Source organism: Exiguobacterium sp. N5 (genome assembly GCF_025842465.1).
GTDB lineage: Bacteria > Bacillota > Bacilli > Exiguobacteriales > Exiguobacteriaceae > Exiguobacterium > Exiguobacterium profundum.
Map to the genome: position 1 here is coordinate 832,839 of NZ_JAPAEP010000001.1, position 24,695 is coordinate 857,533.

The 24,695-nt window shown below is 46.3% G+C and carries 27 protein-coding genes, 2 pseudogenes and 2 riboswitches; of the genes and pseudogenes, 12 read left to right on the top strand and 17 right to left on the bottom strand.

The window, feature by feature from the left end:
• Positions 1 to 53 precede the first annotated feature (53 nt).
• Positions 54 to 1,067, top strand: a complete 1,014-nt coding sequence (locus tag OKS35_RS04300) for an ABC transporter permease (RefSeq protein ID WP_214781214.1) — start codon at positions 54 to 56, stop codon at positions 1,065 to 1,067.
• Positions 1,064 to 1,741 carry an ABC transporter ATP-binding protein gene (locus OKS35_RS04305; protein ID WP_264092557.1) on the top strand — a complete coding sequence of 226 codons (678 nt, stop codon included), beginning with the start codon at positions 1,064 to 1,066 and terminating at the stop codon, positions 1,739 to 1,741. The genes OKS35_RS04300 and OKS35_RS04305 overlap by 4 nt, the downstream gene beginning before the upstream one ends.
• Here the strand turns inward: OKS35_RS04305 and OKS35_RS04310 are convergent.
• A complete protein-coding gene (locus tag OKS35_RS04310) occupies positions 1,692 to 2,042 on the bottom strand; it encodes a hypothetical protein (RefSeq protein ID WP_264092558.1) in 351 nt (116 codons plus the stop codon). The two genes, OKS35_RS04305 and OKS35_RS04310, sit on opposite strands and share 50 nt — an antisense overlap.
• On the bottom strand, positions 2,035 to 2,163 hold the full coding sequence (locus tag OKS35_RS04315) for a hypothetical protein (protein ID WP_264092559.1): 129 nt from the start codon (positions 2,161 to 2,163) through the stop codon (positions 2,035 to 2,037). The genes OKS35_RS04310 and OKS35_RS04315 overlap by 8 nt, the downstream gene beginning before the upstream one ends.
• Positions 2,164 to 2,279: 116 nt before the next feature.
• Here OKS35_RS04315 and OKS35_RS04320 point away from each other — a divergent pair, with 116 nt between their 5' ends.
• Positions 2,280 to 3,203, top strand: coding sequence for an alpha/beta hydrolase (locus OKS35_RS04320; protein ID WP_159562356.1), 924 nt, complete (start codon positions 2,280 to 2,282; stop codon positions 3,201 to 3,203).
• Here OKS35_RS04320 and OKS35_RS04325 read toward each other — a convergent pair.
• Positions 3,136 to 3,831, bottom strand: coding sequence for a CPBP family intramembrane glutamic endopeptidase (locus OKS35_RS04325; RefSeq protein WP_214781220.1), 696 nt, complete (start codon positions 3,829 to 3,831; stop codon positions 3,136 to 3,138). The genes OKS35_RS04320 and OKS35_RS04325 overlap by 68 nt on opposite strands.
• A gap of 86 nt (positions 3,832 to 3,917) precedes the next feature.
• Here OKS35_RS04325 and OKS35_RS04330 point away from each other — a divergent pair, with 86 nt between their 5' ends.
• Together OKS35_RS04330 and OKS35_RS04335 are read left to right on the top strand one after the other, a co-directional pair.
• Positions 3,918 to 4,601, top strand: a complete 684-nt coding sequence (locus OKS35_RS04330) for a lytic transglycosylase domain-containing protein (RefSeq protein WP_230872907.1) — start codon at positions 3,918 to 3,920, stop codon at positions 4,599 to 4,601.
• Between the two features lie 28 nt (positions 4,602 to 4,629).
• Positions 4,630 to 5,217, top strand: a complete 588-nt coding sequence (locus OKS35_RS04335; protein ID WP_012726384.1) for a DUF1643 domain-containing protein — start codon at positions 4,630 to 4,632, stop codon at positions 5,215 to 5,217.
• A gap of 9 nt (positions 5,218 to 5,226) precedes the next feature.
• On the opposite strand, the gene OKS35_RS04340 is transcribed toward OKS35_RS04335, so the two are convergent.
• The 7 genes from OKS35_RS04340 to OKS35_RS04370 all read right to left on the bottom strand — a co-directional run bounded on the left by OKS35_RS04340 (position 5,227) and on the right by OKS35_RS04370 (position 11,150).
• Complete coding sequence (locus OKS35_RS04340; RefSeq protein ID WP_214781222.1) at positions 5,227 to 5,961, bottom strand: energy-coupling factor transporter transmembrane component T family protein; 735 nt, start codon at positions 5,959 to 5,961, stop codon at positions 5,227 to 5,229.
• On the bottom strand, positions 5,943 to 7,313 hold the full coding sequence (locus tag OKS35_RS04345) for an ABC transporter ATP-binding protein (protein WP_264093055.1): 1,371 nt from the start codon (positions 7,311 to 7,313) through the stop codon (positions 5,943 to 5,945). Before OKS35_RS04345 ends, OKS35_RS04340 begins: the two co-directional genes overlap by 19 nt.
• Entirely contained in the window at positions 7,279 to 7,854 is a 576-nt protein-coding gene (locus OKS35_RS04350) for an ECF transporter S component (RefSeq protein ID WP_012726387.1), read from the bottom strand. Before OKS35_RS04350 ends, OKS35_RS04345 begins: the two co-directional genes overlap by 35 nt.
• The gene (locus OKS35_RS04355; protein WP_214781227.1) at positions 7,847 to 8,437 is read right to left on the bottom strand and encodes a Ykof family thiamine-binding protein; all 591 of its coding nucleotides are present in this window, start codon (positions 8,435 to 8,437) and stop codon (positions 7,847 to 7,849) included. Before OKS35_RS04355 ends, OKS35_RS04350 begins: the two co-directional genes overlap by 8 nt.
• 82 nt (positions 8,438 to 8,519) lie before the next feature.
• A riboswitch (TPP riboswitch) is annotated at positions 8,520 to 8,620 on the bottom strand.
• 59 nt (positions 8,621 to 8,679) lie between these two features.
• The gene (locus tag OKS35_RS04360) at positions 8,680 to 9,879 is read right to left on the bottom strand and encodes a GTP-binding protein (RefSeq protein WP_264092560.1); all 1,200 of its coding nucleotides are present in this window, start codon (positions 9,877 to 9,879) and stop codon (positions 8,680 to 8,682) included.
• Between the two features lie 110 nt (positions 9,880 to 9,989).
• Positions 9,990 to 10,256, bottom strand: coding sequence for a hypothetical protein (locus OKS35_RS04365; protein ID WP_012726390.1), 267 nt, complete (start codon positions 10,254 to 10,256; stop codon positions 9,990 to 9,992).
• A gap of 12 nt (positions 10,257 to 10,268) precedes the next feature.
• Complete coding sequence (locus tag OKS35_RS04370; RefSeq protein ID WP_264092562.1) at positions 10,269 to 11,150, bottom strand: SMP-30/gluconolactonase/LRE family protein; 882 nt, start codon at positions 11,148 to 11,150, stop codon at positions 10,269 to 10,271.
• A 139-nt stretch (positions 11,151 to 11,289) separates the two neighbouring features.
• Between OKS35_RS04370 and OKS35_RS04375 the strand changes: the two genes are divergently transcribed.
• The 3 genes from OKS35_RS04375 to OKS35_RS04385 all read left to right on the top strand — a co-directional run bounded on the left by OKS35_RS04375 (position 11,290) and on the right by OKS35_RS04385 (position 13,200).
• The gene (locus OKS35_RS04375; RefSeq protein WP_264092563.1) at positions 11,290 to 11,898 is read left to right on the top strand and encodes a class I SAM-dependent methyltransferase; all 609 of its coding nucleotides are present in this window, start codon (positions 11,290 to 11,292) and stop codon (positions 11,896 to 11,898) included.
• Positions 11,899 to 12,585: 687 nt separating this feature from the next.
• On the top strand, positions 12,586 to 12,885 hold the full coding sequence (locus OKS35_RS04380; protein ID WP_214781231.1) for a hypothetical protein: 300 nt from the start codon (positions 12,586 to 12,588) through the stop codon (positions 12,883 to 12,885).
• Complete coding sequence (locus OKS35_RS04385) at positions 12,886 to 13,200, top strand: hypothetical protein (RefSeq protein WP_264092564.1); 315 nt, start codon at positions 12,886 to 12,888, stop codon at positions 13,198 to 13,200.
• A gap of 476 nt (positions 13,201 to 13,676) precedes the next feature.
• Here the strand turns inward: OKS35_RS04385 and rlmN are convergent, their stop codons facing one another.
• Together rlmN and OKS35_RS04395 are read right to left on the bottom strand one after the other, a co-directional pair.
• A complete protein-coding gene (gene rlmN / locus OKS35_RS04390) occupies positions 13,677 to 14,738 on the bottom strand; it encodes a 23S rRNA (adenine(2503)-C(2))-methyltransferase RlmN (protein ID WP_196430776.1) in 1,062 nt (353 codons plus the stop codon).
• Between the two features lie 65 nt (positions 14,739 to 14,803).
• On the bottom strand, positions 14,804 to 16,210 hold the full coding sequence (locus OKS35_RS04395) for an amidase family protein (RefSeq protein WP_264092565.1): 1,407 nt from the start codon (positions 16,208 to 16,210) through the stop codon (positions 14,804 to 14,806).
• 113 nt (positions 16,211 to 16,323) lie between these two features.
• On the opposite strand from OKS35_RS04395, the gene OKS35_RS04400 reads away from it, so the two are divergent.
• Both OKS35_RS04400 and msrA read left to right on the top strand, forming a co-directional pair.
• Positions 16,324 to 16,485 carry a hypothetical protein gene (locus OKS35_RS04400; protein WP_168169845.1) on the top strand — a complete coding sequence of 54 codons (162 nt, stop codon included), beginning with the start codon at positions 16,324 to 16,326 and terminating at the stop codon, positions 16,483 to 16,485.
• 44 nt (positions 16,486 to 16,529) lie between these two features.
• A riboswitch (SAM riboswitch) is annotated at positions 16,530 to 16,629 on the top strand.
• A 67-nt stretch (positions 16,630 to 16,696) separates the two neighbouring features.
• Entirely contained in the window at positions 16,697 to 17,221 is a 525-nt protein-coding gene (msrA, locus tag OKS35_RS04405; protein WP_078146976.1) for a peptide-methionine (S)-S-oxide reductase MsrA, read from the top strand.
• A 54-nt stretch (positions 17,222 to 17,275) separates the two neighbouring features.
• Here msrA and OKS35_RS04410 read toward each other — a convergent pair.
• The 4 genes and pseudogenes from OKS35_RS04410 to OKS35_RS04420 form a co-directional block, all read right to left on the bottom strand.
• A pseudogene (locus tag OKS35_RS04410) lies at positions 17,276 to 17,857 on the bottom strand (IS30 family transposase); the annotation flags it as partial.
• Positions 17,858 to 17,901: 44 nt separating this feature from the next.
• Positions 17,902 to 17,961: pseudogene (locus OKS35_RS15385) on the bottom strand (hypothetical protein); the annotation flags it as partial.
• A gap of 1,613 nt (positions 17,962 to 19,574) precedes the next feature.
• Positions 19,575 to 19,952, bottom strand: coding sequence for a hypothetical protein (locus tag OKS35_RS04415; protein WP_264092566.1), 378 nt, complete (start codon positions 19,950 to 19,952; stop codon positions 19,575 to 19,577).
• A 491-nt stretch (positions 19,953 to 20,443) separates the two neighbouring features.
• Positions 20,444 to 20,929 (bottom strand): hypothetical protein, encoded by a 486-nt coding sequence (locus OKS35_RS04420; RefSeq protein ID WP_264092567.1) that lies wholly within the window; start codon positions 20,927 to 20,929, stop codon positions 20,444 to 20,446.
• Positions 20,930 to 22,328: 1,399 nt separating this feature from the next.
• Between OKS35_RS04420 and OKS35_RS04425 the strand changes: the two genes are divergently transcribed.
• Entirely contained in the window at positions 22,329 to 22,667 is a 339-nt protein-coding gene (locus tag OKS35_RS04425; RefSeq protein ID WP_264092568.1) for a hypothetical protein, read from the top strand.
• A 164-nt stretch (positions 22,668 to 22,831) separates the two neighbouring features.
• Complete coding sequence (locus tag OKS35_RS04430; protein ID WP_251131748.1) at positions 22,832 to 23,284, top strand: hypothetical protein; 453 nt, start codon at positions 22,832 to 22,834, stop codon at positions 23,282 to 23,284.
• An 18-nt stretch (positions 23,285 to 23,302) separates the two neighbouring features.
• Here the strand turns inward: OKS35_RS04430 and OKS35_RS04435 are convergent, their stop codons facing one another.
• Positions 23,303 to 24,655 carry an LLM class flavin-dependent oxidoreductase gene (locus OKS35_RS04435; RefSeq protein WP_264092569.1) on the bottom strand — a complete coding sequence of 451 codons (1,353 nt, stop codon included), beginning with the start codon at positions 24,653 to 24,655 and terminating at the stop codon, positions 23,303 to 23,305.
• Positions 24,656 to 24,695: the final 40 nt, after the last annotated feature.

Here is a 24,695-nt window from a genome sequence, read left to right on the forward strand (position 1 = left end):
GTTCATATTGATTACGTACACTTCCTTCATCAGCACTTGAAGGAGGTTTTTTTATGCAGTTAGGTTGGAAAGAGATGTGGAGACAGAAAAGAAAGTTTTCCATGTTGTTCGTGATCACATTATTGATTGTCATGTTGACGACACTCATCACAGGGCTAGCAGACGGTCTCGCATATGATAACGGTTCTGCCTTGCACGAATTGAATGCTACGACGTATCAACTTGATCCGGACTCAGAAGGTCAATTGACACGATCGTTTATAGACGTCACAGCGGATACTTCAAACGAAACGATGAGCGTCCGACAGCTCACGGTCACGATTGATGGAAAAAAAGAAGAGGTCACGCTATTCGCCCTTCCAAGTGGAAGTAATATTGGCCCAGGTACTTATCTAGAAACAGGTGAAGTCTTGTTTGACCCAAGTCTTTCAGAACAGCTTGGAACAGGTGACACGTTGACCGACTTTGCGTCCGAATATCGTTTTACGATCGCCGGTGAGGCGCCTGGACGCTACAGTCATGGACCGGTGATTTACACGACGAACGAGACGTGGTTCGATTATTTGGATTACTCCGAACAACGTCCATATGTATCGGCTGAGATTGGAACGGAATCCACGATGTCCAATCCGCTCGTCATGAGTCAACAAGATTTGATTGAGTCGGTTCCTGGATATAGTGCCGAGCAAAGCACATTCACGATGATGCGTGCTTTTCTACTCGTGATCGGAACGTTTATTTTGACCGCATTCTTTTATTTGTTCACGCTTCAAAAGTTACCTGAACTCGGAATTCTGAAGGCAATCGGTCTCTCTCCTCGAATCATCGGACGGGCACTGCTCTTTCAGGTCATCGTCATCGTATCTGCCGCAGTCGCCACATCGATCGGGTTCATGTACGTCGTCGATGCGTTGATTCCATCATCGTTACCGTTTCTCGTCGACTTCGGTCATGTCGCGCTATTCGGATCCATGTTCATTTTCTTATCTGTTCTTGGCGCGTTGTTACCGTTATGGAAACTACGTCAAGTCGACGCAATTGAAATCATAGGAGGAAAAGCATCATGAGGTTAAGCCATGTATCACATCAGTTTGACGGTCAGCTCGTATTGAATGACATCGAGTTACATGTATCGCCAGGGGAATGCGTTGCCATCGTCGGTCCGAGTGGTAGCGGGAAGAGTACATTGTTATATATCCTCGGTCTATTGCGAAAACCAGATCAAGGAGCATTTTTGATGAACGAACGGGACGTATTCGAATTAGATGAGGAACAACGTCGTCTGTTACGTCTACATGAAGTCGGGTTCGTGTTTCAGCAGGCCCACCTGATTCCCTACTTGACGGTGCTCGAGCAACTTGAGCTGATTCAGGAGAAGAGACAGATAGATGCGAAACAACTATTGACCGACCTCGGCTTAGGACACCGCCTGCATCATCTCCCGTCGACATTGTCGGGAGGTGAAAAGCAACGTGTCGCCGTCGCACGTGCCTTGATCAACTCCCCGCAACTCATTTTGGCAGATGAACCGACGGCGAGTCTTGATTATGAGAATGGACGCCGTGTGATGGCGTTATTGGCCAAACAAGCGCATGAAGAAGGGAGACGTGTCGTCGTCATCACACATGATGAACGCATGCTCGATGTGTGTGATCGCGTCCTTCGCGTGATTGACGGTACCTTGACCGAGCTCAACAAGGAAGAAGGGCATCACGACCAATTTGATGCAATTGATGAGTGAGCCATCCTCCAAGGCGAATGGCGACAAGGATTGATCCGTTCTCCGAAATGGTCGCCTCTTCGATGTTCATCAATCGTTCGATGATATGATTCGATTCGAGTCGAATCCCCGAAAGACAGGAGAGTGCGCGAACGATTTCCTCTGGTCGACATTCGACTAGACGCGCAATCTCTTGTACCTCGGTGAGGAGGCTTGTTTGATTATATAGAAAATAACGGTCGAGAATAACATCAAATACGAGTCCGATGATTCGTTCATCTCCTTCAATCGTCCACGAGAACGTTACTCCCCGTTCAAGCATCCCCTTTCTGTCGCTCAACACCATTTGTATCATTCGATAGATCTTTGACCTCTCCATATAGATGTCCCCACCCTCCTGCTGTTGTCACTCCATCGTATCGTTCAAGATCATGCCTTTCCATGTGCCTTGATTCCTGATATTCACACGATTATGTTCTGTATGCCCTCTCCTTATATAAGAAAACAGGACCGTATCGATTCGTTTCGGGTACAATAACGTTGAAAGGAGTCGGTATTAATGCAACGAAAATGGAAAATTGGATTGGCATCACTTTTCACAGGCTACTACGCGGTCAGCTACTATGCCTTCAAACGAATGACGCGGGGCAAACGAAAGACTCCGGAGATGTTACTCGCTCCATATACGGACGAAGATCGCAACTTTTATCATGACGTACCGTTCGAGCATGTCTCGATTCAATCTCGTGATGAGTACCGCCTCTACGGGCGTATCTATCGGAATGAGGGGTCAACAAAATGGATTGTGTTCGTACATGGATATACCGCATCACATAGTTTCATGGCCCCTCACCTCGCCATGTTCCATCGTCTCGGCTTTAACCTGCTTGCCGTCGATTTACGTTCACACGGGGAGTCCGAAGGAATTTATGCCTCATATGGTTTCCATGAAAAAGTCGATATGATCGACTGGGTGGACTGGTTGAAGACAGAGGAAACAGTCGATCAAGTCGGGCTTCACGGCGTCTCGATGGGAGCGGCCACCGTCTTGCAGACGACTCCGCTCACGAACGTCGACTTCGTCATCGCAGAATGTCCGTTTGACGATATGAAACAATTGATGCGTTATCAATTGAAAGAGTTACACCATATCCCAGCCGAGCTCATTTTACCGGGAATCGACTATTTCCTTTGGTCTCGTGCCGGGTTCACGATGAGACAAGTCCAACCGAAAAAGGCCGTCACGGAAACGACGACCCCAATCCTATTCGTACATGGTTCAAAAGATGATTTCGTCCCGACGTGGATGTCGGTCGAAATGAATGCATTGAACCGGAAGAACGACTTGGTATTGATTGATGGCGCAGAACATACCGATTGCATGATCAAGGACGCTCCTGCGTATGAGGAGGCGGTCACTCGCTTTTTGCATCGACATGGATTGGACCGGCAATCAAATCAAGTAGCACATGTAACACCATGACCGGCCAAAGGACACCCATCCCTAAATAGAGGATACCTAGTCCGAATCCAACGATCCCTGTCGTGAAGACTCCCTTTATCCCTTGATAGGCGTGGGCCATACCGAAAAGGGCGCCCCCGATTAAGGCGAGAGTCACATCCGGCACCTCGATATAGAGGGAAATCGTGTATAGCAGGACTCCTCTGAATATGAATTCCTCGGTCACGCCAGCCGTGACCGAGACGGCGTTCCAAGCCTGTTCTTCTGCTTTTGTCCGGGGTAGTAGCATCTTCTCTAAATCGAGCTCATAGTAAGGGCGTAACACATGTCGGAGACGTGCTGATGTTTTGACCAACAGATAAAAGACGAGTGTCACGGTGACTAGGATGCATGACAAGTAAAAGACTTGCCATGCCTGTTCGTTCCCCGCTTCTGGTCCGAACCTCAATCCGACTTCTGATGGCGGTACTTGAAATAAAAAGATGAGGGCAACAATCAACAAGGTCAGCCCCCATGCCGATTTCACTGTTTGTTCATATACCCATGCCCGTCCTCTCGTTTCAATCAAGGGACGAATCAATTTGGCATTGAAGATTTGAACGATCAGCATGTAGCCGATAATGGCTGTAAAAATCAAACGTTCAAGCATCCATATCCACTCCTGTCCTTCCTCTTAGCTATATGCTACACTATTCGGGTATTGTCTAAAAGCTAGGAGGCGGTATCTTGAAACGTATGATGCTGCGACTGACCGGTTTCATTATTGTGCTCGTGCTTTTGCTCGGGGCAGTCGGCTGGCTCGGTCAACATGATAAAGTGAACAATGGATTGTATCGAACCTATTATGGAGAGAACGGTGTTCCGAACACACATCTGGCCGTCTATCAAGACGCTGCTGAAACATATGACGTGGACTGGCGCCTACTGGCTGCCGTTCACCGTGTAGAGACCATCTTCTCACACAGTTCGTCGATGCGTTCGTCTGTCGGCGCGATCGGACCTTTTCAATTCATGCCCCGTACTTGGCTCGGTTGGGAATATGATACCGATGACCAAAAAGGCGATGTCCCAGAAGACGAAGTGGATTTGACGGACCTTGCCTTGATTGAACAGTATGGCGGACTCGGTCGCGACGGGAACGGCGATGGAAAAGCTGACCCACATAGTCTAGTTGATTCTGCGCACACGGCGGCGTATTATTTAAGTGAACACGGTGGAAAAAAGACAGATTCAGTCACATCCGTCCGAAACGCTATCTTCGAATACAATCGAAGTGAGCAATATGTCAATGATGTCATGACGTACTTCGAGAACTATGAATCAAGCGTGACGTTCATGCCTGATGAGCGTGATACGCTTAGTCAACGAGTTGCTTATTACACGATTCGATATGTCGAGTGGTTTAAATCGCTCGGCTGATGCTTACATGAAAAAGTGAGGAATGGAAATGAACACGCATGTAGAAGAAGTAACCATCCGCGTCAAATCAATCTTCAATGAAGATAAAACGAAACGCTATATGCGAACGTATGAGTTCACCGATGTGGAGGATGGCGTCATATGCGCCGTCATTATTTACTCGCCGCGGATGAGCGATGCCTTTTTGTCTGGCACGACGACACAGCGTGCTTATATGTTGATGCAAAATCATTTGTCACAACCGATTCGAGAAATGCGGGTCATCAGTCTCGTCCCGACACTCGCCATCAATGACAACCTTCCATACGTGGAGTCTCAACTCGATGAGACGAACTACCATTACGTCGAAGAGACGTTACAAGAGGTAGAAGCAAGCGGCGGGATGATCATCGTCGGTTGGGGGTCTCCAGGTCGCTTGATGCACCACGCGACATCTTACAAATCGCTCTTTGCGGATTATGAAGCGAACATGTATTGCATCGGTACGACAGCAAAAGGCGAGCCACAACAGATTCGAATGGCAAACGAGAATACCGTTCTCGAGGCGTTCAACAACGAATCGGTCAAACCGAAGTTTCGCATCGTGAAAGAAACGAAAAAAGACGACTCTCCGTGAGTCGTCTTTTCATATGCCGATCCAAATGGAAAGGCCAAACAGTGTGAAGAATATACCGGACCATATGTAATCGGACGGTTTGACGTCAATCCGCTCATAGACGGTCCGTTTCCCACTCGTGAAACCCCTCGCCTCCATAGAGAAGGCGACCCGTTCCGCACGTCGGATCGAACCTGCCAACAGCGGGAGAAGGAGTTTCGGTACATGACGAATCCGTTCCCATTTCGTATCGAGCGGAACGCCGCGAAGACGATGCGCGTATTGAAGCTGATACATCTCCCGTTGCATCAACGGAAGGAAGCGGAATCCGACGAGCGCGCTGTAGGCAATCGTCGGTGAAAGCCTCGCCTGTTGCATCAAACTCATGACGAAACGTTTCGAATCGGTCGTCAACATGAAGAGGAGCGACAATACGGTGAACGCCAATACACGGAGACTAAGAGACGTAGCGACGCGCGCCTCTTCTTTTGAGATATCTTGACCGAGAAGGGTTACCCACGTCTCGCCCCCGAGCTCCTTCCCAAACACGAGTGTCGTCCAAAACGTCCCGAGCGCCGTGACGAGAAAAGGAATCAAAAACAGGCTCCACTTCTTCCAGCACACGTCCGTCGCCAGCAATTGAATTGTCAACGTACCGACGATGATGACGAGCGGGGTCCAAGGGTTATAAAACAAGGCAAGCCCGAACATGATGATTGTCATCGTCCCGAACTTGATTGTCGGATTCATATCATGGAGTGACATCGTTGTCGTCCTCCCGCTAGTCGATAATGACGAAGTCTCTCCGTGTCCTCCCAAAGCTCATCCCCGAATGGTCCTGAGAGTTCTCCATCCTTCATCAAATAGAACGTATGGGCGATATTGGCGAACGATAAGTCATGGGTCACGAACAGGATCGTCTGTCCCTTTGCCGCATGTCGCTTCATCAAAATCTCTAGTGCATGGAGTGACGGTTCATCTTGGCCAGCCGTCGGTTCATCGAAGGCAAGCAACTGTTTGTCGGAGAGTAACTGGATCCCGACGGCGAGTCGTCGCTTCTGTCCATGACTGAGTGACAATGGATGGAGGACTCGTTTATCCTCGAGGGATAGCTCCTTTAGTACGTTATCAATCGATTCCTCATGACCAAACTGTAGCTCTTGCTCGACCGAGTTCATGAAAAATAAGTGTTCCGGAGATTGAGGGACGAGTCCGACCCGGCGATCAGACTCCGTCAAACTTCGTAAAAACGTCGACTTTCCACTCCCATTTGGTCCTAATATGGCAATCACTTCCCCGATCCGAGCTTTTAGGGTCACTCCTTTTAATCGAAATGTGTCACGCTGCACCTCGTCGACCACATAGTGTTCGACTGCTTGTCGTGGCAATGACGATCGTGTGAATGAAAAATCATCGACCGGTTGAAACGGCTTGTTCCGTACAATCCGTCCTTGATCGAGTTCGATGTGCCAATCAAAAAAGTCTCCCCACAAGTGCGCGCGATGTTCGACAACGATGACGTTCACGTTGTCCAAGTGATCGAGCCAGTCGACAAATCGATTCGCGGTCACTGGATCAAGGTGTGTCAACGGCTCATCGAGAAGCAACCATTCCGGTTGTCCGACCATAGCGCAAGCGACGGCGATCCGCTGTTTCTCCCCTCCTGACAAGGAATCGATGTGACGATTTCGGTAATCGGTCAGTTGGAGTGACTCGAGAATCTCCGTCACGTGCTGATCGATGACCTCGACCGGCGTCCGCAAATTTTCGAGTGTGAAGACGAGTTCCTCTTCCACCCGTTCCATCACGAACTGCGTGTCCGGGTCTTGGAATACCGTCCCGACCCGCTGATTGATCTCGCCTGGTGCGTAGTCGTCGTGAGAGCATCCCAGTAGTTCGAGTCTGCCTTCCAGGATTCCATCACAATTCTCTGGATAGAGACGATTTAACAGCGCGAGCAGGGTCGACTTCCCGCTTCCGCTCGCTCCTGTCAAAATCGTGCGTCCAGGTTTTATGGATAGTGACACATCTTTTAAGATGGTGTCCAGACTTTCGGGGAATCGGAATGAAAGCGATTCTGTTTCAACCATGGACGTTCCCACTCCGAGCGATCGCATAGCCACGAAGCGACCCCGTCTTGAGCAACAGGTCACTGAGCAACTTCCCACCGATTCCTGCGATGACCATGCCACTGACCGCCCGCAGCCCGAACATCGTCGCTACATATCCTGGTTCAAGCATCGCAAATCCGCTCATGAAGTAAGTGTACACGAAACTCGTGACGGCCGAGCCAAATCCAGCAAGCATGAGAACCCAAAGCTCGTATCGACGATAACCTGTCATCGCAAAGACTGCTTCCGCCCCAAGACCTTGGACGATGCCGACCAAGATGATGCGCGGTCCGATCGCATTCCCAATCAACATTTCAATCGTCGCTGCCATCACCTCCGAGATGAAGGCCGCACCTGGCTTCCGAATGATATACGCCGAGATGATTGACACGATGAACCAGATACCGAAAATCCATTCATAGGCGATCGGTCCAATCAACCCTGCCCATAAGTTCCCGATATGAACAAACAATAAGTAGACGACGGCAAAGACGACAGACAATACGGAGACGAGGACGACCTCTTTCAATTTCCACGATTTAAGCATGTTGTCCTCCATGTGACGGACTGTTCACACTGAACGTCACCGTCATGACGACGTGTCGATTCTTCTCGCGTGTCCGGTTGAACGCCGACTCGTAATACGAGAACACATCATCCAAGTTCCCATGAATGCCTGACGCGTAGTGCATGGAGTCATTATAGACACCCGCCTGTTTCGCTTGCTCGATTTCTTCATAGATGAGATCCATATAGTTCTCCGCCCCCATCGGATAAAGCGCGAACTGTGACGAGACATACTGTTCTCTTGAAATTCCATTCAGTGGTTGTGGTGGTGCCTCGAGCACCTCATCCCCTGCCGAATCTCCCGGACATCCGACAGAGAAGGTTCCGCTCATCGAGACATGGCGTCCTTCCTCTGAAGCCAGGCTTAAGACGGTCCGTGCGACGTCGAACACGTGCTCGGCGCGACCTCGGATCACGGTCGACACGTCATCCGTATGTCGCCACACACCCGTCATATTCGTTCCTTTCAATGCCCCTTTGATCGTCCCGACAAAGTCATCTGTCATCGGGCTAAGCGTGAAGCGAAATCCGACAATCGGACTCGTGCCACATGATTCATTCATCTTGTTTCCCCCTCTATATGTGTTTGCATAAAAAAAGCCGCATTCATGAGAATGCAGCAACAAAATCTATACAAACTTGCATAGAGAAAGTGCCGCACTTCCTCACGCCAGTATTACCTGGATCGAGTTATAAGGGATCGGAGCCATGCTCACATCTCAGCCGAAGCACCCCTAGTGCAGTCATTGATATGCGGTTACTTATGCAGTCACAGTATAGCGATGTTTCGTCAGTTTGTAAACGGTCAATCTGAATAGGTGACGAGTTGGCCAGTACCAGGAAGTGGGTCATGGAACGAATCCCACTCCGCTACCATCTCCTCATCCGTCAACAAGCAGGCGTCAAGTGATTGCTCGACCGCCTCCCGGTCCATCCGTTGACCGATAAGGACCAATTCGTTCTGTCGGTCTCCGTACGGCTCGATGTAGTCCTCGCGCAGTTCAGGTTCTGAGGAGAACATGGCCTCTCGTTCACTCTCCGGAAGGGTCGCTAACCAACGACCGGCATGTTCGAGCGTCGATGCGTATCCGGCCTGGGAGCAAAGACAGGCAAGGTCGTTCCGTGACGCGATCCACAAGAAGCCTTTGGCGCGGACGATTTCTTCAGGGTAATGCTCCATCCAATTCATCAAACGCTCAGGGTGGAACGGTCGACGACGACGGTAGACGAACGAGCTGATGCCATACTCTTCCGTTTCCGGCGTATGTTCTTCTGCCTCAAGTTCTTGAATCCATCCCGCCGCACGCATCGCCTGATCGAAATCGAACAACTGGACGTCGAGTAGATCGTCTAACGCTACGTCGGAGTACGTTGAAGTCAATAATCGGGCGCTCGGGTTGAGTGTCTTAAGTAGCCCCTTCATCTCCTGCAGTTCCGCTTCAGACACCCGGTCTGCCTTATTCAACACGTTGATATCCGCAAATTCGACTTGATCGACGAGTAGGTCGACGACTTCACGGCCATCTCCTGTATCGACGGCTTGTTGACGCTCCATGAGCGATTCACCAGAATTGAAATCTTTGAAGAAACGGTACGCATCGACGACAGTGACCATCGCATCGATATAGACACGGCTCGTCAAATCGATTCCGAGCGCATCATCGGCATACGTGAATGTCTGCGCAACGGGAATCGGTTCAGAGATACCAGAAGACTCGATGATGATGCCATCGAGGTCGCGATCCTTTGCCAACTCATAGACCGCTGTCAGCAAATCCTCACGTAGGGTACAACAGATGCACCCGTTCGAGAGTTCGACTAATTTTTCATCGGTACGGGAGAAACCACCCTGTTCAATCAATTTCTCATCGATGTTCAACTCGCTCATATCGTTCACGATGACCGCATATTTTTTATCTTCCCGGTTATGTAAGATGTGGTTGAGCAGTGTCGTCTTTCCGCTACCAAGATAACCCGAGAGTACTGTAATTGGAATTCGTTTCATATTGATGAACCTCCATTAAATCGTAATCATTACTTTTTATATATTGAAATGACTGATTCGATTTGTCAACAAAAAACACGCCATACGGACGTGTTTTGAAAAACATGCTCTTATTCTTCCAACGCTTTTCGTTCTGCTTCCGAGCGTGGATAGGCGTTCGCTTGCCACTCCGCCCGATAGATGGAGTCGAGTTGCGTCAACCCGACCTCATCCTCGTCCTTGTCAGAATCGACACTCGGCACCTCGTCCCATTTTGGGTCGAGATAAGAATGATCTTCTTCCCGCGCTCGATTTTCTTGCAACTTTTGAATCCCCATCTTGACCGCTGCCGCAACTGCCAACCCAATACCCGCTCGAACTAACAGTCGTTTCACCATTGCATGTCCTCCTCAACGCCCAAAGCGATAAAGCGGCATCCCTTTCACCTCTGTATCGATGATAAATACCGATCCAGCATCCGGATATTCGGCTAACGCTTCCTCATCCATCCCCTCACGAGCCGTCGTGATGGCCAATCGATTGAGCCCATCCCCGATGAAGGCGCAGGATGTGACATTCGGTGCAGGAACGTGAACTTCTAACAGCTTTTCACCGGTTGATGGATTCCAGCGAGATACTTTACCTCCGGCGTAATGCGCAATCCATAAACATCCTTCCGTATCTGATGTCATACCATCCGGGAAGCCATCCTCGTCCGCAAAATCGATGACGACCTTTCCATTTGATAACGTACCCGCCTTCAAATCGAAATCATATTGGCGAATCGTTTCAGTCGGTGTATCGATATGATAAAAAACGGAATGGTCAGGACACCACGTCAACCCGTTCGAAAGTGTGAGCTCATCCATGAGTGTCGTCGTCGTACCATCCCGATCGACACGATACAATGTCGCTTGATTCTCTTTGTCTTCGAGATGAAGTGTTCCGGCGAAGATTCGACCGTATGGATCGGCTTTTCCGTCATTGAACCGCAATTGACCGTCCGGATCATCCAACTCGACAATCTTCTTCAAGTCCCGATTGATCTCATCCCACTCATAAATGCCGTCCTTCAAACCAAGGACAACGCCATCCGTCACTTTCGGAATGACGAATCCGACTTGTTTCCCGACTTCAAACGACGAGATTTCATCCTCACGTTCGTCATACCACCACAATGTATGGCCTTCGATATCTACCCAATAAAACCGCTTCAGCTCGGCATCCCAACACGGACCTTCACCAAGCGTATTTCGTACACGAATCCACAACGACGCATCTACTTTCTCCATCACTTAGCCTCCACTCTATCCATTAGTTCAGAAATCTATTCCCCTCTCGCATTGGGACTATGCATGAATCCAGAAAATCGTGTTGGATTTTCACCGTCGTCCGTTCGTTTTGCTATAGTGAAAGAAACGTAGCGAGGGAGTGAATGGCTTGTCGAAATGGGATGAACGATTTAGTTCGGAAGAGTATGTGTATGGGACAGAGCCAAACGAATTTTTACGCGAATGGGTCACGTCTCATCAACCTGAAAGAAAACGTGTATTGGCCATCGCGGAGGGCGAAGGTCGAAACGCGGTGTGGCTCGCCACGCTCGGCTTTGAAGTCGAGATATGGGACGTTTCTATACCAGGGATCGACAAAGCGAAACGCTTAGCGACGTCACGAAACGTGTCCATTCAGACGAAACAGATCGACTTGAATGAAGCCGATTGGCCAAACAAGGCGTATGACATGGTCATCTGTATCTTTGGCCACTTTCCTCCACACGTCAGAGAAAAGGTGTTTACGGGTATCCAACAAACGCTTCGACCTGGTGGTTTGTTCCTGAGTGAAGTCTACTCTACACATCAACTCGCTTACGGGACAGGTGGACCAAACGACGCCTCACTTCTTTACACCGAAGAGATGTTCCACCAACTAGAGGACGATTTCGTACCGCTCGTCTTACATGAGACGGTCGTCTGGCGAGAAGAAGGCACGCTTCATCACGGCGAATCTGCTGTGATTCAATATGTCGGGCAAAAACGGTAAACGAACGGCCTTTTCGTTTAAACGAGCCCAGTTTTATGGACTGAGTAACTCGAATTCTATACGGCAATCAGATGGCTCCGGTATTGCTCCGGGGTCATCTCTTTTATATTCCGCTGTTTGTGTTCGTTGCTGGAAACAATTCTGTATAGGAGTGTCACAAAGCAAAGAAGGCTAGTCATTTATCACGTATCCTTCGCAATCATATAGATGTAATGTGTTTCCGCATATAGATCTATTACCTTGGGCAAACGACAATGGCGAATATCCGGCGCTCTAATCCGTTCATAATAACTTTTGAAAATTATCTAGTTACAAGAGTTTTTCATTTTATAAATTTATTGGTTCGTTTGTACTTAGTACTTTTTTTATTGGTTCGTTTGTACTTAGTACTTTTTTTATTGGTTCGTTTGTACTTAGTACTTTTAATGTTTTTTTCGACTTTTTAAAAATTTAATAGGAATGAATGCTATCTTTCTTAAACACAAAACAAAGAAAAACACTTATTCTTCATAAATTATTGATTGTTTTAATGAAAGTGCCATTGAGATAAATTAGATCATCATTATGGAAAATTGTTGGTGAATATTCATTAGGATTTTCACAATATTTGGTATTGGTAAAATTACAACTATGGTGTAAAATTACACTTATCAATAGTGCAAGCTGAAAAGAGAAGGGGGTATTTCCTTGAAAATTATTAAAACATTTAGTTTTTGGTTTGTGTTAGTCTCTATATTTGTTTGTTATTTGAATTTTACCGACCAGGATGATAAAGGCCTATTATTCTTTTTCTTCGGATTAGATCCAATCCTATATCATATGGTTTACAGTGAAACATTTCGAAGTTTTATATTTGATGAATCAGCTGACGAAATTTTGTGGGGAGGCTATCTTCTTCGAGTGATAATCGGATTGTTTTACGGTTTAACTCTAGATTTTATACTGTATCAGGTAAAAAACAAGAAGAAAAATAAAGGAGGAAAGTGAATGAAGAATCCTTACTTTTTATTGGTTATCAGCCTTTTAACAGCAACAATATTGTGTGTTTTCGGTCAAGGGATCGCCTACTTTTTAAGTGATCACGTTGTTGATATCTATCCGATTTACTATCTAACAGGGTTGAGCATCTTAGGATGGATATTATATTTGTTAAGTTTCATCATGTTCTTGATGTTTCGTATAGTTTTTAAGATAAAAGACTCTAACTATATACAGTATCAGGGATTTATCATGATTGGATTTATTTCGGCACCGTTTGTTGTTAGTTGGTCATTCTTTGTCGTTGCCATGTGGTGGGGTTAAGTTTTACTTATGATGAATTATAAAATTAAGTGCAACGGCCAAAAGTGAACACAAAAACCTTGACGCTTTCCTTGTGTCGAATGAAATTACCACACAAATATTCAGACATAGGAAATCTCATGAGCCACACCACCTTACCACAATAAAACGTGTGAAGTAGAGACCTATCTGAAGCTCGGAATGTCCATCTGGTCCATCTCAAGACGGGGCCGCTACGAGAAGTCGAAGGCCAATTGTGACACAACGACGAAGCTCGACGACAAGACGCGCCGGGCAATCATCGGGAAGCTGCGAGCGACCTGGTCGCCGGAACAAATTATCTTCTCCACCATCTATCGTTAGATCTATTCGAAACGAATCGACTTGCCACGACCGTGCTCGACCAAAAAGGGAAACGTCAAAAACCCTGAATGAGCACTTTTTATCAAGTGTCTATCATTCAGGGTTCAGTTCAATCTCCCGGAGTGGCCATTTTTTTACTTCGCGCCTTCGACGTTCATATGCTTACTGCGGAGTTGTCCACATGCCGCATCGATGTCTGTCCCGTGCTCGAGACGGACACCAGTGTTGACGCCACGCTTTTTCAAGATGTCATAGAATGCCATGATGTCCTCAGGCGTGCTTCGCTCATATTGGATGTGCTCGTTGACCGGGTTATATGGAATCAAGTTGACGTATGACTTGTCTTTGATGTCTTCAATCAAGTCGGCGAGTTCTTCCGCATGTTCCGGCAAATCGTTCACTTTCGAGAGCAGAATATATTCGAATGTGATTCGTTTATTCGTCTTCTCGACGTAATAGCGAATCGACGGCATGAGTTTATCAAGCGGGAACGCCCGGTTGATTTTCATGATGCGAGTACGTAATTCATCGTTTGGCGCATGTAGAGAGAGCGCCAAGTTGATGCGTAAGTCGAGGTCTGCGAACTTGTAGATCTTATCCGCGAGACCACTCGTCGACACGTTGATTTTACGCGGAGCGATCGCAAGTCCACGCTCATCTTTGACGACACGCAAGAAGTCGACCAAATTGTCGAAGTTATCGAACGGTTCACCGATTCCCATGACGACGATATGGCTGACGCGGTCCCCTTCACCCTCTTCATCGAGGAAGTGTTGGACGGTCATGATCTGCTCGACGACCTCACCCGCCGTCAAGTCACGCGTCTTTTTCAACAAGCCGCTCGCACAGAAGCTACAGCCGATGTTACAACCGACTTGAGTCGTCACACAGACCGAACGTCCGTATTTGTGACGCATGAGCACCGTCTCGATGTAGTGCCCGTCGTGTAATTTAAGTAAAAATTTGACTGTCCCGTCGCCCGCTTCTTGTTTGACGAACAGTTCTTGTGTCGAGATGACATATTTTTCTCTTAAGTAATCGCGCACCTCATCGCGTACGTTGAGGTCGTCCATCGATTTGACCCGGTCGATGTAGAGCGAGTCCCAAACTTGACGTGCGTGGAAGGCACCGTATCCCGCTTCCGTACACTCGTTTGTGAGTTGATCGAACGTCAACCCGTATATAGATGATTTCATTGTAATCTGTCCTTTCTCTAATCCGCATACGTACCATTGTAGCGGACGTGAGAGACGGGTGCAACTTACGAATAATCTGGAGGCGTCGGTCGTGTGACGAACTGTTCGAACGTATAAGCGACTCGGATTAAATCACGCTCCGCATAGCTCGTCCCCGTGAACGAGAGACCGAATGGGGCACCGCTCTTTTTCAAATGATACGGGATTGTAATCGTCGGATGACCTGCTTTTGCAGCCATGTCATAGTTCATGTCATGTGGCAGCACGAGTGCGTCCAGTTTATGTGACGCAAGCAATGTGTCAATCCCTTCCGTTTTTGCGAGACGGACGTCCTCGATGCGACGGTTGAGATAGTTCGCTTCAGTCAGTTTTCCAGATTTGACGTTCGCTTCTTCAAAGATGGTCTGACCGTGCGGAATCGATTCAGGATGTTCCGAGTTCCACTCGATCAAATCGGAAAGCGTTTTAAACGGCACGGTCGTGATGGCAAGATACGCCTCGACCCCGAGCTTGAATTCGTCGAACAGGATGTCCGCCTGTTCTAGCGTCGCATGCTTCGGCAGCGTGACCTCGACGAGTTCGACCTCGGCTTGCCGTAGCAATCGGAGCGCGCCTTCGTACAATCCGACTTCTTCTTCAGAAATGTCCGGTTTGACGAACCCGACGCGCATCCCAACCGCCTGCCTCACATCGAGACATGTCACGTATGGGGGACCGACCGGTGTCTCGAGAGTCGCGGGATCCGATTCATCCTCACCGCACATCGATTGTAAGGCGATGACCGCATCACGAAGCGTACGCGCCATCGGTCCCGCCGTATCTTGAGAACGTGAAATCGGGATGATTCCGGAGCGACTGATCAATCCGACGGTCGGTTTGATCCCGACGATGCTGTTATGGACACTCGGATGGACGATTGAACCGCTCGTCTCAGACCCGACTGCGAGAAGCGTGAGGTTTGCCGCGACCGCCGAAGCCGACCCTGAGCTTGATCCACCGACATCCAACCCGTCGCCGTATGGGTTCATCGTCTGTCCACCGACGGCACTCCAGCCGTTCGGCATATTTTCTGTTAAAAAGTTCGCCCACTCGGACAGGTTCGCTTTGCCAAGGATGATGGCCCCGTCAGCCCGCAACCGTTTGACGAGCTCGGCATCTCGAGCGGCGAAATGATGTCGCATCGCGGCAGCACCTGCAGTCGTTCGCATCAGACCGTTCGTCTCGATATTGTCTTTGATTAAGACGGGAATGCCGAGTAGCGGTTTGCGTACCCCTTTTCGGTAGGCCCGGTCTGCTGCCTCTGCCTCGAACAGCGCGTCCGGATTGACTTGAATGACGGCGTGAAGTCGTTCATTATACGTCGCAATCCGTCCTAAATAGTAGGCGGTCACGTCTCTCGCCGTGAATTGTCCTTCTTTATACCCACGATGCGCAACTTCAATCGTCAGTTCATGTAATTGGATTTGTTCCATCCTACATTCCTCCTTTACCTCTCCCCCTTTATTCGTGCTCTACGTCTGATTTCCTTTTCGTATCGCCAAGTCGATGTGTTCTTGATACACTTAAGAAAAAACAGGAGGTCCCAATGACACGCTCCTATGTCTTTGTGTTGCTTGCCGTATTCGGTCTATTTTTCTTACAGCTATACGGGGAGAATGTGCCGTATGGTACGCTCATTTCTATCGGGTTAATCGGATTCATCATCGTCTTGACGGTTTTTCAGTTGAAACGAAAACCGAATCATTGACGAATGTATTTTGAGGGTGGTATGATGCTCTCACCAACTACATATCGATATCAAGAGTGAACGAGAGATCTGGCTCCGCGACTTCACAGCAACCTGCCTTAGGCAAGGTGCTACGACCAGCAAGGGAAACCTTGGACGATATGACGAAAGCGCTCATGTCATCCGACGTGAGCGCTTTTTTGTTGAATGACGATTTGGAGGGAACAACAGTATGGAAAAAGCAACATTCGCAGGCGGTTGTTTTTGGTGCATGGTGACACCATTTGAAGAATTACCAGGAATTGAAGGTATCGTGTCCGGCTATATGGGCGGACAGGTCGACAATCCGACATATGAACAAGTGAAAACCGGGACGACGGGGCACCTCGAGGTCGTTCAAATCACATATGATCCAGCATTATTCTCGTATGAACGTCTTCTTGAGCTGTATTGGATTCAGACAGACCCGACGGACGATGGTGGTCAATTCCAAGACCGGGGACCTCAGTATGCCCCAGCCATCTTCTATCACACCGAAGAACAACGAATCGCGGCTGAGGCGAGTCGCGATGTGTTGGCGGCAAGTGGTCGCTTCACGGCTCCGATCGTCACGAAAATCATTCCGGCGACGACGTTCTTCGCAGCAGAAGACTACCACCAGGATTATCATAAGAAGAATCCGAAGCATTACAAGGAAGACCGGGCCATCTCGGGACGTGACGAGTTCATCGAGGAAAACTGGACTGAAACCGTATAAGGTGTATCAGACGCGAATTTTTAGAATTCGCGTCTTTTAATAAGCGACGGTTTGTCAAATTAAGCGCAACACTTCCTCGGTGAAGGCCTCGTGTGCGGTTTTCCAGTTCAGGCATTTTCTCGGTCGCCCGTTGATCTTGGCGAGCGCATCCGCGAGTTCGTCATGTGTGACCGTCGCGAAGTCCGTTCCTTTCGGGAAGAACTCGCGGAGGAGCCCGTTGGCGTTCTCGTTGTTCCCCCGTTGCCACGATGAATACGGGTCGGCGAAATACATCGGCACGCCGAGTGACGCCTGGATGCGCTCGTGACCACTGAATTCCTTGCCACGGTCCGTCGTCGCCGTCTCGAACGTGCCGTCCGGGAAGACGCCGTGCACCGCATGGATCGCCCCCTCCATCGAGGCTGCGGTGCGGTCCGCGATCGGCAGGGCGAGATAGAACCGGCTCTTCCGCTCGATGAACGTCGCGACGCACGCCTTCGACTTCCCTCCAGAGAAGACAGTGTCGAGCTCCCAATGGCCGAACGTCCGGCGATTTCTGACCTCCGGCGGTCGTTGCGAGATGGGGAGTCCGACGTTGATGCGCCCGCGCGTCTCGGTCGGCTTTTGACGTTTCCCCTTCTGGCGCAGCACGTCGAGGGCTGTCGCCCGAGCCGTCTCGCGATGGACCGGATGGACATCCCGAGCTCCAGATTCGTCTCTATTTTCACGCGTTCCGTTGTGGTAAGATGGGTGTAGCTCATGCGATTTCCTCCGTCTGAATGTGTGTTATGGTGACTTCATTCTACACGAGGAAAGCGTAATGGGCTTTTTTGTGTTCACTTTTGGTGTTGCACTTAATTTTATAATTCATCTAATTATAAAGTAAGATTTCTCACGATTTCTATTCAAAACACATATGTCGATTATGCCGAATCATCTCGATATTAAAGTAGACGATAAAATCAATCAGACAATCCCTCTCGCCTCACAAAGGATATCCCTACTCACGGAGTGTAAATTCTTTGTATCAACCCTTTTAAATGCTCCGGAAGTCGTCAAATCAACATCTCCTTCATTTGTTGATTTAGTTGTTAGCTATATAATCAACCTACCTTTACAAGCAATATCTCAGTCTAATTCACACAAGTCCTGGTATTGATTGAAGAAAATCAGGACTTACATGGGAAACAAGATTACGTTGGACAAAAACCAGGCTATTTATCATCAATCAATCCATCAATTCTAAAAACCCAATTACGAACTAAAAAGTAAATCCCCTCGAATTTTTATCACTTATGACAGATATGGGAATGGACTGATACAATTCAAGGAGGAACAAATCATGAAGTAGATGATTATTGCAACATTAGCTTTTTCACTACTTATATTGCTAGTAGTGATGTTAGCTGTAAAACTGAGAATGAGGGCAAGCTAAATGAAATTCGGATCAACAGTATAAAAAACGTTCGGGCACATATGATGCTCAACTAAATAGAATAGGAGACTAATTCATGTTTGAGATTGATAAATTTAATATTGTTTTTGATGTCACTAAAGAAACACCACACTTTCAAGTCGATTCAACACACCGAATCAGATTTAGTATGGACGAGTTAAATCTTTTTTTTTAAAGGACATTCTAAAATCCATTTTTGAAGGTTCTCAACCACTTCATCTCATATTTGTTTCTGAATACATCATGAACAATGTCCGTTGTTCATCAAAATCTAAACTTGGCAGATATCTAACGATTCGAAACTGGAAAGAACACACCGTGGTAGATGACATTTCTGAAGATGGTGCTGTTTACACCCTCATTAGAAATCTTAATTTTACAGAGGTCATGAACTATTGTACTCAAGTTTACAAAGGGAACACACTGGCTTATATCGCTTTTTACAACGAAGACTTCCTAATGTATTTGAGTACCGACGTGGTTGATATCATTTCTTGGGATGATATTAAAATCCAAAACTTAAAGGAAAAATATGCATCGCATTACAATCGCTATTACGACAATTGAGGGAGTCAATCAGACTTCCTCGATTGTCGATTTAGATTAAAGTCTCGGAAAATGTTGGACTCACACTCACTTCTAACAATTGCTCACAATCAGGCACTCTCGATTGCATCGGAGCGTCTTTTTTGTGATTATTCATATGTATCCCACGTAGCATTAGTCACATTTGAAAGGTTCAAAGATGAGGTCGAACATCAAAATAAAAATTACTTAACTTTGCTGTTTATGAGCTAACTGAAAGACATAGTGCCGTTAAAACCCCAAAACTATACTGTTCTCACTGACAGCATGAAATAGTCGTGCTTAAGTATTTGATAACACCTCATATTCCGCCTTGTAAAGCTAACAATTATTTTATAGATCCTGAATAGGGTATTTATCTAAATCAATGATATCAAACCCTATAAAGCCGGTGTAATTCGCCTCAGAAAAATGGAACTTGACTCCTGCAAATGCTGTTGTACTCTCAATGGGGACATTATTTAAACGTAGAGAAACACAATTTGATTTTTTCTCATAGCGAATGTTTTTACTCACTACCTGACTCAAGCTGAGTGTTTCAAAATCTAATAATTCAATTCCTACAACTCGTCCTAACTCATCACAATCTAACTCGAGAAAAGGATTCGAGTCCAGTTCTTTCGTTTCATGTATCTTGTACCTATAGTTTTCAGGGAAGAGATATAGGTATCCCAACCCTAGCTTATTATCCAATGTAATTCTTACGCTCATCTCATTACCTCTTTTTATTTTTGTTTTCACTTGATTTTGTATCAGTCATCTCACTTGATATTTTACTTTTTAGTGATAAAGCCTCCACCTTAATATGAGTTAACTCTAGGTAGTTCTTTGAAAAAACTGCCCATCAATCAGATCAACCATAATTCTGACTTAAAAAGAGCTGACTTTTGAAATCTGGAATAGGTAACATTTTTCCTCGAGTACGAAACGGAATCTATACCGAGTCTCATTTCTTAGGCAAACCACGGAGAGCGTTACTTCCGATTACAAATTAGCTTTTCTGTGTTTCAAAAGTACCCAAACACCCGTTACAATAAATGTGCTCACCACTAGCCCTATTAAACCGTAGGCTAACAACCCTACACCCGACCACCCTCCGATAAAAGTTAAGAATCAGACATATATACTTCAATTCAGAACTGTGACCACACATCCATTGCCTTTAAAACTGAGAATCGTTTCTAGAATCATATCCTCCCAAATTAGTCGAGAGTGATTTTTAAACTCTCACTCGATTGAATCAACCCCTCGAAGACATCATCATTGATTTCGATAGCATTACACTCGATAAAAAAGTGGTCCTTATTATTGACTTGCAAATACATATTCGTTTTTGAAGTGATTGCATCAATTGCCGTCTGTTCAGGGTCTATGCATTCAATTTTGACCTGTCCGAACCCGTTCCTGTGAAAGCCAATCTCGCTGACTATAACGTTGTCGTCTTTTCCTCGGTCGTTAAGTCTATATGTCGCATCTAGGGTCTCAGAGTAAGCAACCTCCTCCTGATATACATAGAAGGAGAGTACCTCTTTGAATGTGATGTGTGTTCTTACTATCTGTTGTTGCCGTACGCTCTCGACGATGAGTGAAATCGTCTCATGCAAGTAATCGATGTCTAACTTGCTAACCTCCCACCCATTCGCTAAAAATTCTAATGACCTTTGAAGTTCGATATCCTTCTTGTTCATTTTACTTTTATCCCTCTCGTTCATAAGATGTCATATACGCTCCTATACAAGCGACGCATGTGGACCTTGATCACACATCTCGCTTAGGAAATCGCCCATTACGCAATCGATAAACTAAATAAGATAGGCCGATCAAGACACTGGCAGTACATCCATAAATTATCCCACAGATTATGATTATCGTATAAAGAGCAATCATCCAATCCAATGGATAAAGTCCTCCCGCGTGAATCAAGCTGTTAACGACATCATGAAAATAAATCATATATGCATATATCACGTTGATAAAACTAAATACCCAAGAAAACATGAAGTATATATCAAAATCCTTGTAACGTAACCATACAACCATCATCACACATAGAGGAACCGCATACCCTATCAGCTCATTCCAATACACTCTTTACACCACACTTTCCTTGACACCTGTTCTAAAACCTAGAAACATCATTGAACTTTCTTTCTCAAAATCCTTATTTCTCGAGTCAGTCCTTCAAACTCAGTGATAATGAGTTTGTATTAAACTCAGTTGGTTACCGTGATTTTTAGATTCAACACCAAAACATAAAAGGATTAATATAGAATATTATAGTTTCTATTGTAAAAACTGAATACATCTATAGCAGGATTGCCCTCATGAATGAGGTTATGGTTATCTTAATTGTATAAGAATACCTTGTATTCCTAAGTTTTTATCTTTATGGGAGGATGATTCTGTATGTTGGATGTTCTAGATTCTTTGAATTTTTTGATTTACGTCTTTCTGTTTCTCAGTTTAAGTAACCTCGTATACCTGGCCTTTTTAGGTTCGAAAATCCCCAGCTCGTATTGGATTTTATTTAATTGTTTTATCGTTTTGATCGGGTCCCTCGTCTTGTTATTCAATACGGGAATCTTGGTGGATGAGATAGGAAGCGAAGGAAGCCAACTGGCATTCTACTCGATTTTGTGCATGATCGGCGCATTCATGATTTCGATTCCTTTTGCGTTTAAAAATAAAAAGAAGGGCGACTGATCAATAAATACACTCAACCAGAAATCAATCTGATATGACATTCGAGCACGAAATAAATCAAGAGAAAGGTGAAGAATGAATGTGAACTTACGTAGTCAATTTGGAGATTCAAACGTCCTCACATGATGGACCAAACAACGGTGCCGGACGAGTAATCAGGGGAAGAGTTGTGTGCATCTAGTCCCTCTCGAACTGTTCAAGGTATATAAAACTCGGTCACTTCTCATCGATTTTACAGTATAAGAGGCAATGAATCTGAATATTTACAACATTAAAACCCTAGTCGTCAAGTATCGAGCTAGGGATTCTAAACAGGAAATCTCTTTGATAGAGTTACTTCATGACAATGAAATAGAGCTACTAACCTTTTTAGAGGACGTAGAGATGTCCGGTGAAGTCATTTACTATGTCAAATACTCAGACGGTGAAGAACCAGTCATGACTCATGACAAGTCCGAATCTGATTTAAGCGAAGGTACATTCAGGTTGTTCGATTTCGTTCAACGTTGGCTGACCATATACGAATGGCGAGACGCCAAAGAGTTTGAAACAAGACGAGAATTCCTCAAGTTCGACTCCCTCTATGAGGGTCTGAGGTTTTTGGACGGCCAAGAAAAGTGGTCCTATTATGCTAATCTTTCTGTTAAGGAGATTGAAGAACAGCTGGGTCCAGATTCGCAAGGATTGGACGAACATGAGGTTCTTTTCATCTCGATGGATTGACCCCACAAACGATGCGTCAAGAAATCATTTACTCATGACGAATCGTTTGTATCAGAGAACTCTTGTCTCTTGACTCAACGATTTATATTGGCTCTTCTCTGAGAGGAGGAAGAGCCAATCCTAATGCTACGTCACACAATATTGAAATGGAAGGAGGTTATGGGATGGACAGTCGACTGGAGGAATTAATCCTATCCATGCAGGTCGGTGAAGTGAAAAAACTATACGATGAAGTTGGATATGAGGTATTCAGTCACGAGCTTTTGTCGATAGCATTTTCAAATGAGAGTTTGACCAACTATGTGGTTCTGGTGCATCTGCTTCATGAAGACGAATCTCCCGAGCTACATGATTTGGCTTTTCAGGTTCTCACTCACCCTCTATGCCACATCGAGGGCGCCTATGCCTCTTCATTGATGCATGCTAAAAAGTCCTTAGATTTGAATCACTCCATCGATGTAAGGAGTTTAGAAAACCTGCTGTTCTTGAACACCGTTCCTGAAAAAATCGTCAGTGATCGGGATGCCGTTCAAATAGCCAAGAGAATTCAAACTCTCGAACCTGATAATGAGGTCGCCTCGTTAGTGCTTCGCCTCATCGCTCCAGAGGAAGATTGATACGGCATAGTCCACAAGTCACTCTTCCTCGTAGTTACCCCGTTGAGGAGATCGATCACGCGAACCCGGAGGTACCAGATCAAGGTGTTCACGTAAAGTAGCCCCCTCGTAACCCTTTCGGAAAATCCCTCTTTTTTGCAGCTCAGGGATTATCAATTCCACGAAATCTTTTAGCCCTGATGGCAGAGTCGGTGGCATGAGGTTAAACCCATCTGCAACCCCCAGATTGAACCATCGCTCCATCTCGTCTACAATCTCTTCGGGTGTCCCGATTAGAGTGAGGTGTCCTCCCCCAGCACTGATATAACCTAGGAGTTCTCTGAGTGTCGGTTCTTTGTCATGTACGATTTCCAACATGGTTTTATAACGACCGACAGGACCGGTAAATGAATCGATTGGCGGTAACGAAGGTACCCTCTCATCAAGTTCCCACTTCGAGCAATCTTCACCTATAAAGTAACTCAGTTGCTTGATCGCGTTCTCTAGAGGTAGCCTTTTATCTAACTCAAGCTTTTTTGAATAGGCTTCTTCTTTTGTTCGTCCGATATATGTAACAAGGCCCGGAAATATCTTGACGTGGCGAATAGGTTTGTTCTGTTTTACGAGGTGTTGTTCTAAACGATTCCGATATTCCATCGCCTGCTTCAAGTTCCAAGAAACTGAATACACTGCATCTGCATATTTTGCAGCCAGTTCAATCCCTTGATCCGAGGCCCCCGCTTGCATGGCAACAGGCTTTCCTTGCGGGCTACTTGGTGTAGTGGAGGGACCTTTGACTTTAAAGTACGTCCCGACATGATCTATCGGTTCAATATTCTGTTCATTGATGAGATGGTTGGCCGATCGATTCGGGGAGAAATCGCCTCGATTCCACGAGAGAAACAATTTATCCATCACTTCCGCAAACTCATCAGCTTTTTGATAGCGCCTCTCCCTAGAAGGAAGATGATCCATTCCATGATTCTCAGCCTCCCAGTCGGACATCGACGTCACTAAATTCCACCCTACACGTCCTTTCGAGATATGGTCCAGGCTTAATACCTGTCTCGATGCCGTAAATGGATTAGAGAAAGTGCTTGAAATGGTGGAAACCAAACCGATTCGGTTCGTGACTTGTGAGATAGCCGTTAAATTTATCATCGGATCAAACCAAAATGCCGGTATTTCGGTCGAGGTGGTTGCAGGAAATGATTGATTGTCTGCAAAGAAAACCGCATCCAAAAATCCAGACTCTGCAATCCTGGCCAGTTCTTGATAATATGTGACGTTGCCGATCAACTCTATCGAAGATTCAGGCATCATCCAAGCGGCTTGGTGATGTCCACATCCATAGATTAGCACTCCTAAATTTAATTGTTTAGCAGGTGTCAAATAAGGTCCTCCGTTTCTATGAGAATTCTTAGACTTTCGG